The 12,903-nt window shown below is 55.7% G+C and carries 12 protein-coding genes and 1 pseudogene; 7 read left to right on the top strand and 6 right to left on the bottom strand.

What is annotated here, in order from left to right:
* Positions 1-15: 15 nt before the first annotated feature.
* The 3 genes from napA to napF are packed head-to-tail and all read right to left on the bottom strand — an operon-like array spanning position 16 to position 3,307.
* Positions 16-2,508: a nitrate reductase catalytic subunit NapA gene (napA, locus tag ACR0JF_RS06830; protein WP_170659369.1), complete on the bottom strand. Its 2,493-nt coding sequence runs from the start codon at positions 2,506-2,508 to the stop codon at positions 16-18.
* Between the two features lie 17 nt (positions 2,509-2,525).
* Positions 2,526-2,798 (bottom strand): chaperone NapD, encoded by a 273-nt coding sequence (locus ACR0JF_RS06825; RefSeq protein WP_170472399.1) that lies wholly within the window; start codon positions 2,796-2,798, stop codon positions 2,526-2,528.
* Positions 2,795-3,307, bottom strand: coding sequence for a ferredoxin-type protein NapF (gene napF / locus ACR0JF_RS06820; protein WP_170659368.1), 513 nt, complete (start codon positions 3,305-3,307; stop codon positions 2,795-2,797). Before napF ends, ACR0JF_RS06825 begins: the two co-directional genes overlap by 4 nt.
* A gap of 590 nt (positions 3,308-3,897) precedes the next feature.
* On the opposite strand from napF, the pseudogene ACR0JF_RS06815 reads away from it, so the two are divergent.
* The 3 genes and pseudogenes from ACR0JF_RS06815 to ACR0JF_RS06805 all read left to right on the top strand — a co-directional run.
* A pseudogene (locus ACR0JF_RS06815) lies at positions 3,898-4,005 on the top strand (IS5/IS1182 family transposase); the annotation flags it as partial.
* 222 nt (positions 4,006-4,227) lie between these two features.
* Positions 4,228-5,601 (top strand): cytochrome ubiquinol oxidase subunit I, encoded by a 1,374-nt coding sequence (locus ACR0JF_RS06810; RefSeq protein ID WP_170659367.1) that lies wholly within the window; start codon positions 4,228-4,230, stop codon positions 5,599-5,601.
* A gap of 6 nt (positions 5,602-5,607) precedes the next feature.
* A complete protein-coding gene (locus ACR0JF_RS06805) occupies positions 5,608-6,618 on the top strand; it encodes a cytochrome d ubiquinol oxidase subunit II (RefSeq protein WP_170659366.1) in 1,011 nt (336 codons plus the stop codon).
* A gap of 291 nt (positions 6,619-6,909) precedes the next feature.
* Here ACR0JF_RS06805 and ACR0JF_RS06800 read toward each other — a convergent pair whose 3' ends face one another.
* From ACR0JF_RS06800 to ACR0JF_RS06790, 3 genes are read right to left on the bottom strand one after another with little or no spacing between them, the layout of a single operon-like run.
* Positions 6,910-8,073 (bottom strand): saccharopine dehydrogenase NADP-binding domain-containing protein, encoded by a 1,164-nt coding sequence (locus ACR0JF_RS06800; protein WP_170659365.1) that lies wholly within the window; start codon positions 8,071-8,073, stop codon positions 6,910-6,912.
* Positions 8,070-8,771 (bottom strand): DUF4166 domain-containing protein, encoded by a 702-nt coding sequence (locus tag ACR0JF_RS06795; RefSeq protein WP_480669027.1) that lies wholly within the window; start codon positions 8,769-8,771, stop codon positions 8,070-8,072. Before ACR0JF_RS06795 ends, ACR0JF_RS06800 begins: the two co-directional genes overlap by 4 nt.
* Before the next feature lie 41 nt (positions 8,772-8,812).
* A complete protein-coding gene (locus tag ACR0JF_RS06790; protein WP_170659364.1) occupies positions 8,813-9,376 on the bottom strand; it encodes a MarR family transcriptional regulator in 564 nt (187 codons plus the stop codon).
* Between the two features lie 545 nt (positions 9,377-9,921).
* On the opposite strand from ACR0JF_RS06790, the gene ACR0JF_RS06785 reads away from it, so the two are divergent.
* The 4 genes from ACR0JF_RS06785 to ACR0JF_RS06770 are packed head-to-tail and all read left to right on the top strand — an operon-like array spanning position 9,922 to position 12,879.
* Positions 9,922-10,263 carry a copper resistance CopC family protein gene (locus ACR0JF_RS06785; RefSeq protein ID WP_170659363.1) on the top strand — a complete coding sequence of 114 codons (342 nt, stop codon included), beginning with the start codon at positions 9,922-9,924 and terminating at the stop codon, positions 10,261-10,263.
* Between the two features lie 2 nt (positions 10,264-10,265).
* Positions 10,266-11,132, top strand: coding sequence for a CopD family protein (locus ACR0JF_RS06780; RefSeq protein WP_170659362.1), 867 nt, complete (start codon positions 10,266-10,268; stop codon positions 11,130-11,132).
* Positions 11,133-11,140: 8 nt separating this feature from the next.
* Positions 11,141-12,451, top strand: a complete 1,311-nt coding sequence (locus ACR0JF_RS06775) for a multicopper oxidase family protein (RefSeq protein ID WP_170659361.1) — start codon at positions 11,141-11,143, stop codon at positions 12,449-12,451.
* On the top strand, positions 12,448-12,879 hold the full coding sequence (locus ACR0JF_RS06770; RefSeq protein WP_170659360.1) for a cytochrome c: 432 nt from the start codon (positions 12,448-12,450) through the stop codon (positions 12,877-12,879). The genes ACR0JF_RS06775 and ACR0JF_RS06770 overlap by 4 nt, the downstream gene beginning before the upstream one ends.
* Positions 12,880-12,903: the final 24 nt, after the last annotated feature.

Here is a 12,903-nt window from a genome sequence, read left to right as displayed (position 1 = left end):
TGCAATCCTTCCCGGTTACGCGCGCTCGACCTTGCAGGCGCATTTCTTGAAGTCGGTCTCTTTCGACAGCGGGCAGGTTGCGTCCAGCGTCAACTTGTTGGTCAGTTGATGCTCATCGAACCAGGGCATGAAGACCAGACCGCGCGGCACCTTGTTGCGCCCGCGGGTCTCGACCCGGCTTGTGACCTCACCGCGGCGGGTGGACAGAACGATCTCTTGTCCACGGCGCAGACCCCGATCTTCAGCGTCCTGCGGGTGCATGTAGACGACCGCGTTTGGATAGGCGCGGTGTAGTTCCGGCACCCGGCGGGTCATCGAGCCCGAGTGCCAGTGCTCCAGCACGCGGCCCGTGGACAGCCACAGATCATATTCTTCATCGGGTTCTTCGGCGGCGGGTTCGTAGGGGGCAAAGATGATGCTGGCTTTGCCATCGGGCTTGCCATAGAACTTCACGCCCGCGCCTTCGGGCACGTAGGGGTCATAGCCTTCGCGGAAACGATAGAGCGTTTCCTTGCCGTCCACGACCGGCCAGCGCATACCGCGCGCCTCGTGGTACATCTCGAACGGTGCCAGATCGTGCGCATGACCGCGCCCGAAATCGGCATATTCTTCGAACAGACCTTTCTGGACATAGTAGCCGAAATGTTCCGCATCGTCGTTGTGGAAGCCTTCGGCCGTTTCGGACAGCGGGAACTGGTCGATCTTACCGTTGGCGAACAGAACGTCATACATGGTCTTGCCGCGATGCTCGGGCATGGCGGCAAGAAGCTCTTCGCCCCAAACCTCTTCCACCGTGAAGCGTTTGGAGAATTCCATAAGCTGCCAGAGGTCCGATTTCGCTTCACCCGGCGCTTGCACCTGTTGCCGCCAGAACTGAGTGCGACGCTCGGCATTGCCATAGGCGCCCTCCTTTTCGACCCACATGGCGGTGGGAAGGATCAGGTCGGCAGACACGGCTGTAACCGTCGGATAGGGGTCGGACACGGTGATGAAGTTTTCCGGGTTGCGATAGCCGGGAAAGCCTTCTTCGTTGATGTTGGGCGCGGCCTGCATGTTGTTGTTGCACTGCACCCAATAAGCGTTCAGGTCACCATCTTTCAGCTTGCGGTGCTGCAGAACAGCGTGGAATCCGGGTTTGTCCGGGATGGTGCCAGCAGGAATGTTCCATGCGGTCTCGCAAATCTCACGGTGTTTGTCGTTCGTAACCACCATGTCGGCGGGCAGACGGTGGGCAAAGGTGCCAACCTCCCGTGCGGTGCCACAGGCCGACGGCTGACCGGTCAGCGAGAACGGCGAGTTGCCCGGTTCGGAAATCTTCCCGACCAGCAGGTGCACGTTATACATCAGTGAGTTCACCCACGACCCGCGGGTGTGCTGGTTGAAGCCCATGGTCCACAGGCTCATGACCTTACGGTTAGGGTCGGCATATTGCTGGGCCAGACGCTCAAGCTGCTCGGCGGGCACACCCGACAGCTCGGACGTGTATTCCAGCGTGTATTTCGAAACCGCCTGAGCATATTCCTCAAAGCTGATCGGTTCCATCTTGCCGCCATTTGGGTTCTCGGCCGCTTCCTGCAGCGGATGGTTGTCGCGCAGGCCATACCCGATATCGGTGACGGTTTTCGTGATGTTGACGTGGTTCTTGACGAAGTCCTCGTTCACCGCGCCATTCTGAATGATGTAATTGGCGATATAGTTCAGGATCGCCAGATCGGTCTGAGGCGCGAACACCATCCCATTGTCGGCCAGCTCGAACGAGCGATGTTCGAAAGTGGAGAGCACATGCACCTCGGAACCCGGTTTGGTCAGGCGCGTGTCGGTAAGACGCGACCACAGGATCGGGTGCATCTCCGCCATGTTCGAGCCCCACAAAACGAAGGTGTCAGCGTGCTCAAAGTCGTCATAGCAACCCATCGGCTCATCAATGCCGAAGGTCCGCATAAAACCTACAACCGCTGATGCCATGCAATGACGCGCGTTGGGGTCAATGTTGTTCGAGCGGAATCCGGCCTTCATCATCTTGGCAGCGGCATAGCCTTCCCAGACGGTCCACTGGCCAGAGCCGAACATGCCAACGCTGGTCGGACCCTTATTGGCCAGTGCCTCTTTCCATTTCTCGGCCATAACGTCAAAGGCTTCGTCCCAACTGACCGGCTCGAATTCACCGTTCTTGTCGTATTCGCCATTGGTCTTGCGCAGCAAGGGCGTGGTCAGACGGTCCTTGCCGTACATGATCTTGGACAGGAAGTAGCCTTTGATACAGTTCAGGCCGCGGTTCACAGGCGCGTCCGGGTCACCCTGAGTGGCCACCACGCGACCTTCTTTGGTGCCGACCAGAACTGAGCAACCCGTGCCGCAGAACCGGCACGCCGCCTTGTCCCAACGAATGTCAGACGTGCCGACTTGCGCCTGCGCTGCGCCTGTGGCCAGCGGCAGACCAGCCGCCGAAGCGGTCGCAGCGGCGGCAGTTGATTTCAGGAAGGTCCGGCGGGATTCAGAGATGGTCATGGCATGGGTCTCCGGTTTCAGGTCTGGCAGGAAGCGTTAAGATGCGGATGGGTCTCCGCGAGGTCTTCGAAATGGTGATAGGTCAGGGTCAGAGAGATCACGCCCGGGATCTGGTGCAGATCCATGATCGTCTCGGAGGCCAGCTTTTCGGGCGTGTCCTCGACCACGACGACAACACGGCCATCTTCGGCGGCGGCATGGATTTCGACACCGTCAAACCCTAGCATCGCCTCTTGGGCGGTCTGGGTTGCGTCGGGGGCGACGTGGACAAGGCATCCGCAGATGTTCATTGCAAGCTCTCCTGGGGGAGTGTTTCGTGGCGCTCAAATCGGATTGTATTAGCGGGGCACGCGCTGGCGCAGGCACCACACCCTGTACAGGCGTCTTGGTCAACGGCGGGTTCCGACCGCCCCCCAAGTAACAGTTTGAACCCAATCGCGTTGCTGTCGCAGACGTCCTGACACACACGGCAGCTCACGCCATTCATCGAAAGACATCCTGCTGTGACATGGGCACGCCACGGCCAATCACTCAGGTTTTCAGGTTTCAAAGCACCGGTCGTACAGGCCTCGGCGCAGGCGCCGCAGAATGTGCAGGGCGAGGCTTCAAGGCTGACAACTGGCCAGCCCTGCCGATCAAAGGTGATGATGTGTTCGGGGCAAGCCGAGACGCAATCGTCGCATTGGACGCACAACTCAAAAAAGTGGTCCTGATCCGCGCCGGGCGGAATGATTGCTGTCCGGTCTTCGCGCAGCGGAGCGCCACGCAGAAAGGCACGGCGGCTTGCTAGCTTATTCATAGGCTTGCGGTCCGCTGTTGATCTCGAGACTTACCAAACTCATTATCGAACTGTCGCAGGCCAAAAATTGACCTATGTCATGTTCAATTTGATTAATTCTTGATCGTTCTTAAAACTATGCACATTTCACGCATAAGAAGAAGAGAATTTGTTTCTACCCCCGTATTTCACCGGTGCATCTCAATCCAGGCCAATCATCGAGTCTAATCGATATACGCCTCTGTTCAGATTGTTTGAAAGTCCGCAATGCCACATTGAGGTCAGCGAACGTCTCGGAACTTTCAAAACCCCGCCTTGGTTTTCTTTTCACAATTCAACGTTGATACCGGCCTCTGCGGTCAAAATTTTGAATCCCTCGGTTTCTGGGCAAAGCAGGGAGAATTGAAAAATTGAGTTGGCTGAGCGATAGGAAAAATATGCAGAAAACACCTGCCACTCACAGCTAAGATGCGTTTTCGTTCCCTGGGGAATTCACAAAATTTCTAGCAAAATTTGTGCATAGGAAAGAAGCTGGGCGAAAAGACCCGCTGCTCGCAAACTACCGAACACTCGTGACAGTCGCCGATTGGTCTTTTGTCTTTTTCTGGCGTTGGAGCAGGCGCGAGCATGGCGGCACCAAGCGCTGCATCTGGCGCAAGATTCGTATAGGGATCTACGAGGAAACGCGTGAAGTGCGGGCAGTCGAGGTCACGACGAGCTATGCAGCCCCCTCTCGGTAGCATCCTGTGGATGTGCCTGCCGGGCAATCGATGCCCCATGTTAGTCGGAGATGATTGATCAAATCCCGGCCGATCAGACCATCGGATCTGTGACCACCAAAGCTATGCGCCACCCTGCCGCATGACCCGCTGTCGCACATCCCTTAACCCCAAAATGGCCACACCTATGTGAAGTTCAAACATGACTTCTGCAGGTGAACAATGGACGCGCTACTGCTGTCCCGTATTCAATTTGGGGCAAACATATCTTTCCACATCCTCTTCCCGACGATCACCATCGCCTTGGGCTGGGTGCTGCTGTTTTTCAAACTGCGCTTCAACGCAAGCAAAGACACCAAATGGATGGATGCCTACCGCTTTTGGGTGAAGGTCTTCGCCCTGTCCTTTGCGATGGGTGTGGTCTCGGGCATCACCATGTCCTTCCAGTTTGGCACTAACTGGCCCGGTTTCATGGAGACCGTGGGCAATATCGCCGGGCCGTTGTTGGCCTATGAGATCCTGACGGCTTTCTTCCTCGAGGCAGTGTTCTTGGGCGTCATGCTGTTCGGCTTTTCACGCGTGCCCAACTGGCTGCACACAACCGCGACTTTCCTCGTGGCGTTCGGAACGACTATGTCTGCATTCTGGATTTTGGTCCTGAACAGCTGGATGCACACCCCTGCCGGGTTCGAAATGCGGGACGGCGTTGCCTTTGCAACCGATTGGTCGGCAATTATCTTCAACCCATCAATGCCGTATCGACTGGCTCATATGCTTCTGGCCAGCAGCCTGACGGTGGCATTCTTGGTGCTTGGCCTCTCAGCCTTCCGATGGTTGCTCGGAGATCGCGGGCAGGACGTGCGGGCAACCTTCAAGACCGGCGCTTGGCTGGGCGCATTGTTGATCCCGGTTCAAATCTTCATGGGAGACATGCACGGGCTGAATACGCTTGAATATCAGCCGCAGAAGGTCGCCGCGATGGAGGGCAATTGGGAGACGAAATCAAACGTACCGCTGGTGCTATTTGCCATTCCCGACGAGACCGCGCGTGAGAGCCACTATGAGGTCAGCATCCCTAACCTCGCTTCGATCATTCTGACGCATAAGGCAGAGGGTGTGGTGCCCGGCCTGAATGATTTTGTTACCGAGGACGGCACCGTGCTGCACCCACCCGTTGCGCCTGTCTTCTGGTCGTTCCGCATCATGGTCGGTACCGGTATGGTCATGCTGCTGCTCAGCTGGGCGACACTGGTGTTCATGCGGCGCGGACGGGGACCTGCCGGAGTGCCCAAACTCATGCAAATCGCATTGGTCCCGACCGCCTTTTCCGGCTGGGTCGCAACGCTGGCCGGGTGGTACACAACCGAGATTGGACGCCAGCCGTGGCTGGTTCATGGTGTGCTGACAACTGAACAAGCCGTGGCTGATGTCCCCGCGCCGATGGTGGGAACGACACTGGTGGCCTACCTGCTGATCTACGCCCTGCTTCTGACCGCCTATATCGGTGTGCTGTTCTATTTGGCGCGGAAGGCGGCGCAGGGCGACCAACCCTCCCGCCCAGATCCGAAATACCCCAAAGCAATTCCAGCGGAGTAAAGAACCATGACCTATTTTGGTGATCCGACACAGTGGCTGCCCCTGACTTTCGCTGCGCTTATGGGGCTCTCAATCCTTGTCTACGTGGTTCTGGACGGCTTTGATCTGGGCGTTGGGATCCTGTTCCCCTTTGCCGACGGGGCCGAAAAGGACCGAATGGTTGCCTCGATCGGGCCATTCTGGGACGCGAACGAGACATGGTTGGTGCTGGCCATCGGCATCCTGCTGGTGGCCTTCCCGACCGCACATGGGGTTATCCTGACTTCACTATACTTGCCTGTAGCCATCATGCTGATTGGCCTGATCCTGCGCGGTGTCGCGTTCGAGTTCCGGGTCAAAGCCCCGGCGCACCACAAAAATGGTTGGGACACGGCTTTCTTTACGGGTTCGTTGATGACCGCTTTGGCTCAAGGCTTCATGCTGGGCAAATACGTCATGGGGCTGGAGAGCACTTTCGGTACCTGGATCTTCGCCGCCATCTCGGCCGTGTTTCTGGCCGTAGGATATTCGTTCATAGGAGCCTGCTGGGTCATTCTCAAAACCGATGGGGCGCTGCAGCAAAAAGCCGTTGATTGGGCTAAAGGTGGAATCTGGGGGCTGATCATCGGCATCGCTTCGGTATCATTGGCGACCCCTTGGGTCAGCCCGCGCATCTTTGACAAATGGTTCACCTTCCCCAAGTTCTTCCTGCTGCTGCCTCTTCCACTCATGTCGGGCATTCTGATCGCTTTGCTATGGTATGCCTTGCGTCACTTGCCCACCCGAAACGATAGCTGGGCCTGGTTTCCCTTCGCGGCATCTATCGTCCTGTTCACACTGGCATTCTTCGGGATGGCGTACAGCTTCTACCCCTATGTGGTGCCCGAGCAACTGACGATTTACGAAGCCGCAAGCGCTCCGGAAAGCCTGTTCATTATTCTGATAGGGACGGTCTTTGTCCTGCCGGTGATCGCCGGATACACGGTGATGGCTTACACGATCTTTCGGGGCAAAGCGACTGAGTTGCGATACGACTGAGCCACGACAATCTTTGAATGACCAGTGAACCTGGAAAACGGGTTTTTTCGCAAAGCCTGGAGGGGCCGAGATCGTCCATTTCTTGGACAAGAACTTCAAGAAACTCGAGCAACTGGTTGTGTTATGATCCGAAACTCTTGGAAACACGACAATAGGCCAATCTCAAAACCATTTAAAAACAGAATATAAGCCGAAATCTATCGTGGCTGTTCAGACTCCGAGTTCCAGCTGCAACTCATCTCGCAACCCGCGAATATTTATTTTTAGCGCTCTCAGTCATTCGGCGCGAGGTTATCGTTGGGCGGTACTTTGGCACATCTGATGTCTAAGGGTACGATTTATGGTACCGACCGTCTCTTCAGTGTCTCTCGGATCTAGGTGTTCGACCACCACGATGCGAAGCTGCAAATCTTCCATCGCGTGTTCAACCGCGGGCCGTGGAACCTCGTTCAGGCATGGACGCGCACCGGTCTTGATGTTTGCCAACTCTCGTAGGATCGTGCGGCACATGATCCCGGGCACAAACGGACCGTGACCCTCTTCGGCGATCAGCCGCCACTTGCGAGTTACTCCTCGTCCGTTGCATTTTCCAGAAACACTCACCTCCATGCCTCCACGGTCGCTCCCAAAGGGATAGAGCGCTTGCGAAAGCATGTAGAGTGAAAAATAGGCCCATTCTGGTAATTCGAGCCACGCGTGTTGCCTCAACTGCGCCAGCAGACGGAGAGCCCCGTTCATCACCGGCAGTTCAAGGCCAGCGCGGAAGGTTACGGTCCGAGCACCAGTCAGGTCTGGAAGAAGCGCGATGTCGGGAACGTTGACGCTGTATCCAGCGCGGATCATACCGGGCTCCAGTTCATACTGTTTGCGATCCGTCCATCCGATGGTCGTCCGCCAGGCACCATCACGCCATTGTTGATATGGACGCCCGACGCCGCTCACGATGCTCTTGATAACGGACATGCCACGCGGTGCCCGGTTGCCGGGTAGGATTGCAATGTCGATCGTGTCAACGTCTTCCAGGCCTTCGATCAGGTCTGCGACGATACACGAGGACAGGCCGGGCACACTGGACGCGCCTGACAACACGAAAACACCGGCCTCCTTGGCATCAGTGTTCAAGGCTTCGATGCCTTTTGTGAATGTCGCGCTATCCGACAGGTCAAGATAGTGGCAGCGATTGGCGATGCAAAGCTTTGGGATTGTATAGGGGTCGCCTCGATAGTGCTGGAACGGTCCTGCGGCATCTATAACCACGTCCGGTTTCTGATCAAATAGCGCCTCGGGTGCTGCGTTGATGTTCATCTTTAGGGTTCGCGCGTTCAGCTCCTGAGCCAGAGCGTGACCCTTTTCGGGATGCCGTCCAACCAACCAGAGCTGGTGTCCGTCCCGCGCCAGCAAGCGGGCAGTCAGAGATCCGAAAACGCCGTACCCCCCTATGATCACGGCCTTCATGACCTGATGCTCCGAATTATTTCCGCATCGCGGAATGTGGCGTCCTGCCAGATCAAAGCGCCAAACAACGGATGGGTCAGTTCCAGGGTGAATCGAAAGTATCCACCACCAAGCTCTTCGTGGCCGACCACCAGACGCCCTGGGCATACCCATCGCGTAAAAGACAGCCGTCTTTGTCCCAGTTTCAGAAAATACCGGTCACTGACGAAGTAGAGGCCGGTCCGTGTGGTTTTGAGTCTGAGCGAGATTCCAATCCCAAAGCCGATATATTCCTCCAACCCGGTTGGTCCGGCAAAGCGTTTGGAACTGCCAACCATCTGCGGAAACCCTTTGGCCCGGCCATATTGCCGAATCCAAAATTGACCGCCCGTTGCTGCATCTTCTGTGACTGTCACCACGGCGGAGCGACCGACTGAGGAGCGATCGAAAGGCAACGGTGCTCCCAGAACTCGCAGGACAATGGCCAAAGCGCGTCCAATGAAGTTCATCTGAATTTGGATTACGCGCCCCTGATAGGCAAGGCTGGCATCACCCAGCAACCGTTTGCTGAATCTTCGCCGGATTGCTTTGGGCAAACGGGTCCATGCCGAAGCCCCCAGTAGGTTTTTGAACCGGTCGTCATGGTCGCAGGCTGTATTGAATTGCGGTTGAATTGGTTCTGTTCCAAGCGCGGTCGAGGTTTCCTTCATTTCGATCATTCTGTTGTTTCCGTCATAAGAGAAACTTAGGGTCAAATTTTTTAGCGGCTCTTTTTGCCTCCGGTAAGGCTGAGCAGGGAAACAACCTTGGTTCCCATTTTCATCAACATCATCAGCTTCGGACGGGGCACTGTCAGCATGTCTCGGAACCATGTGTCGGCCGTTGTTAGGAACTCTTGCATATCCTGCATCCGCTGCAGCGTGATTGGGTCCAACCCGCTTTCGGTTTCAGCTTGGGCAACGCATGCGCGCAGAGCCTGTGTTGCGGGATCAATCTCGCGCTCTTTGCGCCCCTGAGCGATACGGATTCCCATCTCCCAAACATCTACCTCGGCCTCGTAATGTTCGCGCCGATCCCCCGGTACAGGAACGCGACGGATGAGCCGCCAGCTCACCAATTCCTTTAGAGAGTTGGATACATTGGATCGGGCAATGCTCAGAGATTCGGCAATCTGTTCCGCATTGAGGGGCCGGGAACTGAGGTACAAAAGCGCGTGTATTTGTGCCACGGAACGATTGACACCCCACTGGTTCCCCATGTCGCCCCAATACAGGATGAACTGGCTTGCAGCATTTGATTTCGTTATGTCGATAATTTCTGTCATGACAGAAATATCAGGCATAAAGCACTGAAAATCAAGAGCACGATTGGAACTTCAAACAACAAAGCTATATGGAGTGGGAGATGAAGCGTCAGATATGAGATAAAATACTGGCTGAAAACGGTTTTTCGTGAGCGCTTTGATTTGGGCCGTCCGCTTGATCTCAACGATAACTTTACATGCGCCCAGATCGGTGCATTGCACTTTTCGGCTTTACGTCAAGTCGCGCGCAACAAGAAAGCGTAGTAAGAGGATAAGTTGGGGGGTCGGAAAGAGGTTTTTTTTGAGTAAGCTGAGAACAGAAACACTGCCACCTGTTTTCCGATTAGAGAACTTACGCGTATTCAATATTTTTGAGTGCGTATAGTGCTCGCAAATTTCGGCGTGCCCGCAGCATTGCTTTTCACTTGAAGTGTCAGATTCGGGCCGTGAGCAACGGCTTGGTGACACGTATCTGGTGAAAGCTTAACCCTTGGTGACGTGGCTATGGTCATCGACTACGTCCGCAGAATACAGTGCGTCAATGGAATGAACTGAGGAACCTGCCGATGAAGATGCTCACCATGGTTGCATTGATTTCTACGCTTGCCACAAGCGCTTTTGCCCATTCGAAAGTGGACACCACCACACCCACAGACGGCGCGACAGTTGCCGAAGTGCCCTCTGAGATCAGCTTTAATTTCACGGATGATATTCGCCTGACAAAGGTTAACATGATCCATCAGGATGCGCATACCATCACGCTCGACTTGGGAGACCAGACAAGTTTTAGCCGCGCGTTCGCGCTCCCGTTTCAAGACATGGGTGATGGCATCTATCGAATTGAATGGCGGGGCTTGGGTGTGGACGGGCACGCCATGCAGGGTGAATTCACATTTTCAGTGGACTGAGTATGCCCGATATCTGGGGAATAGGCGCAATACTATCCAAGCTGATACTCTATGTCGGAATTTGCGGTTCGACTGGGCTTTTGATCATTCAGATTGCTTTCACCGACCTTGTGTCGCCTCTCAGCTATAGAATGCGTCTGCAGGTTGCGCTGTTGGCGGTGCTTGCGCTTGTTGCCTCTGTCCTAGGCTTCACTCTGCGCGGCGCTGCACTGACGGGCGGAGCCGATGGGATGACCGATCCTGAAATGCTCGGTCTATTGTGGCAGACCTCGGTTGGCGAAGTTCTCGTTCTTCGGATCACTGGAGCCATACTAATCATCGCCGGAGTGTTTATTCCACTTGTTGGGCAATGGATCGCCCTCGCGGGGGGATTGCTCGCTCTGTGGTCCTTTGCTCAGATCGGTCATATTCCTGAACTGGAATCAACAGGCGTTCGCTTGCTCTTGCTCTTGCACCTTTTAGCGGTCGCGTTTTGGATCGGCATCCTCGGACCGTTGCGCACCCTGTCGCTACGGCAAGGATATCTGAGCAACGCAGCCAAGTTGGGCCATCGGTTTGGGCAGATGGCTTCGGTTATTGTCCCTGCTATGATTTTGGCAGGGCTAATAATGGCTTGGATGTTGTTGGGCGATGTGAGGGCGCTGACGACTACCGGGTACGGGCAAACCCTTCTGATCAAAATCGCACTTGTAGGCGTGGTCCTGACGTTGGCAGCAGCAAACAAACTCCGCTTCGTTCCAGCCATGCAGGCAGGGGACGATAAGGCGGCGCATCATCTGGCGCGCTCGATTGAAATCGAAACTACGGTCATACTGATGGTGCTTGTCGCCACCGCGACGCTCACCAGCGTTCTGACCCTACCGAATTGAGGCATTCTATGAAAAGGCGAGACTTCCTGTTCACAGCATGCGCGGCGGCACTGGCACCGCGCATCGCTATTGCATCAGCGCCCTTTGAACTGGTCGCACAACCGGTCAATGCGCAAATTCTGCCCGAAGGTGATCCGGCAACCCCGATGCTTGGCTTTAATGGCAGTACGCCGGGTCCGGTGCTTCGCGCCCGTCAGGGCGATACATTTGATATTCGGTTCCTGAACCAGATTGGCGAAGGCTCGGCGGTCCATTGGCACGGGCTGCGCATCGACAATGCGATGGACGGCGTGCCGGGGATGACCCAACACGTCGTCGAGAAGGGTGCTGAGTTCGAATACAGCTTTCGAGCACCCGATGCTGGCACGTTCTGGTATCACTCCCACAACCGATCCTGGGAACAGGTCGCCAGAGGACTCTACGGGCCGCTGATCGTTGAGGAGCTAACCCCACCCGATGTGGATCACGATCTGATTGTTATGATTGACGACTGGCGCATCACCGAAGACGGAGCGCTCGTCGACGGCTTTGAGAACAGGCACGATCAGGCGCATCAAGGGCGGTTGGGGAACTACGCCCGCGCGCTTGTAGAACCAAATACGCCGGTCCGGCGCGGTGATCGCGTGCGCTTGCGGTTGATCAATGTCGCAACAGACCGGATATTCCCGATTGAACTTGAAGGCATCGACGGCAAAATCGTTGCGTTCGACGGTATGCCACTGCCGGACCCGCAAGAGGTTTCGAACCTAATTCTCTCACCGGCTCAACGCTTAGATATCATTGCTGACGTAAAATCAGCTGATCACATCGCCTTTGTTTTCCCAACGCGCGACGATCCTTACCTGTTGGGTGAAATTCCGGTTGAAGGGGTAAACAGCACGCGGCAACCGTCCGCGATTCCAACACTACCACCAAACGAGCGGAAGCAGCCGGATCTGGACAATGCGGTGGACCTGTCGCTCACCATGCAAGGTGGGGCTATGAGCCGTCCCGCAAGCACGCAAACTGACATTTGGGCATTCAACGGACAATCTGGCCTATCGGATACGCCGCTCCACAAGTTTGAACGTGGCCAAACGGCGCGCATAAGTCTGGTGAACGACACCCGTTTCCCGCATGGCATCCATCTGCACGGGCATCATTTCTTTGAAGTCGGTGCGGACAGCAGCTTAGGCGCTTTCCGGGATACGGCGCTGATCAATCCTGGTGAGACCCGCGAAATCGTTTGCGTGTTCGACAATCCCGGTAAATGGCTGTTGCACTGTCACATGCTAGGGCATCAGGCGGCTGGCATGAAAACATGGGTGGAAGTCGTATGAAACGCTTGCTGGTACTGGCTCTATGTGGCGTTGCGAGCGAAGCAATTGCCAGCCACGAAATGGAAGACCGAGATTTGACTAATGGGCGTGTTCTTTACGGCGAACACTGCGCGTCCTGCCATGGCATCAATCTGGAAGGACAGCCAAATTGGCAGACTCCTGATGACACTGGTGTTCTGCCTGCACCACCGCATGATGAGACTGGGCACACTTGGCACCATGATAATCAGCTTCTTTTTGAGTACACCCGACTTGGTGGCGAAGCGGCGCTAGCCGTACGCGGGGTCACTGGCTTCGCAAGCGGCATGCCGGGATTTAGGGATGAACTCACCGAAAATGAGATTTGGGATATTCTGGCTTTTATCAGGTCAACTTGGCCCGATCGCATTCAGGAAATGCAAGCGAGTCGTAATCCGCCGCACAATTGAGGAAGACAGTCTTTTGTCCGGTGT

This window comes from Ruegeria sp. BG11, assembly GCF_056538565.1.
The sequence above is the reverse complement of the archived record's forward strand: the minus strand, read 5'-3'. Positions and strand labels throughout refer to the sequence as shown.

Bases quoted from the DNA above. Each gene is read 5' to 3' on its own strand.
- napA (WP_170659369.1), bottom strand. From the start codon at position 2,508: ATGACCATCTCTGAATCCCGCCGGACCTTCCTGAAATCAACTGCCGCC.
- ACR0JF_RS06825 (WP_170472399.1), bottom strand. From the start codon at position 2,798: ATGAACATCTGCGGATGCCTTGTCCACGTCGCCCCCGACGCAACCCAG.
- napF (WP_170659368.1), bottom strand. From the start codon at position 3,307: ATGAATAAGCTAGCAAGCCGCCGTGCCTTTCTGCGTGGCGCTCCGCTG.
- ACR0JF_RS06810 (WP_170659367.1), top strand. From the start codon at position 4,228: ATGGACGCGCTACTGCTGTCCCGTATTCAATTTGGGGCAAACATATCT.
- ACR0JF_RS06805 (WP_170659366.1), top strand. From the start codon at position 5,608: ATGACCTATTTTGGTGATCCGACACAGTGGCTGCCCCTGACTTTCGCT.
- ACR0JF_RS06800 (WP_170659365.1), bottom strand. From the start codon at position 8,073: ATGAAGGCCGTGATCATAGGGGGGTACGGCGTTTTCGGATCTCTGACT.
- ACR0JF_RS06795 (WP_480669027.1), bottom strand. From the start codon at position 8,771: ATGATCGAAATGAAGGAAACCTCGACCGCGCTTGGAACAGAACCAATT.
- ACR0JF_RS06790 (WP_170659364.1), bottom strand. From the start codon at position 9,376: ATGACAGAAATTATCGACATAACGAAATCAAATGCTGCAAGCCAGTTC.
- ACR0JF_RS06785 (WP_170659363.1), top strand. From the start codon at position 9,922: ATGAAGATGCTCACCATGGTTGCATTGATTTCTACGCTTGCCACAAGC.
- ACR0JF_RS06780 (WP_170659362.1), top strand. From the start codon at position 10,266: ATGCCCGATATCTGGGGAATAGGCGCAATACTATCCAAGCTGATACTC.
- ACR0JF_RS06775 (WP_170659361.1), top strand. From the start codon at position 11,141: ATGAAAAGGCGAGACTTCCTGTTCACAGCATGCGCGGCGGCACTGGCA.
- ACR0JF_RS06770 (WP_170659360.1), top strand. From the start codon at position 12,448: ATGAAACGCTTGCTGGTACTGGCTCTATGTGGCGTTGCGAGCGAAGCA.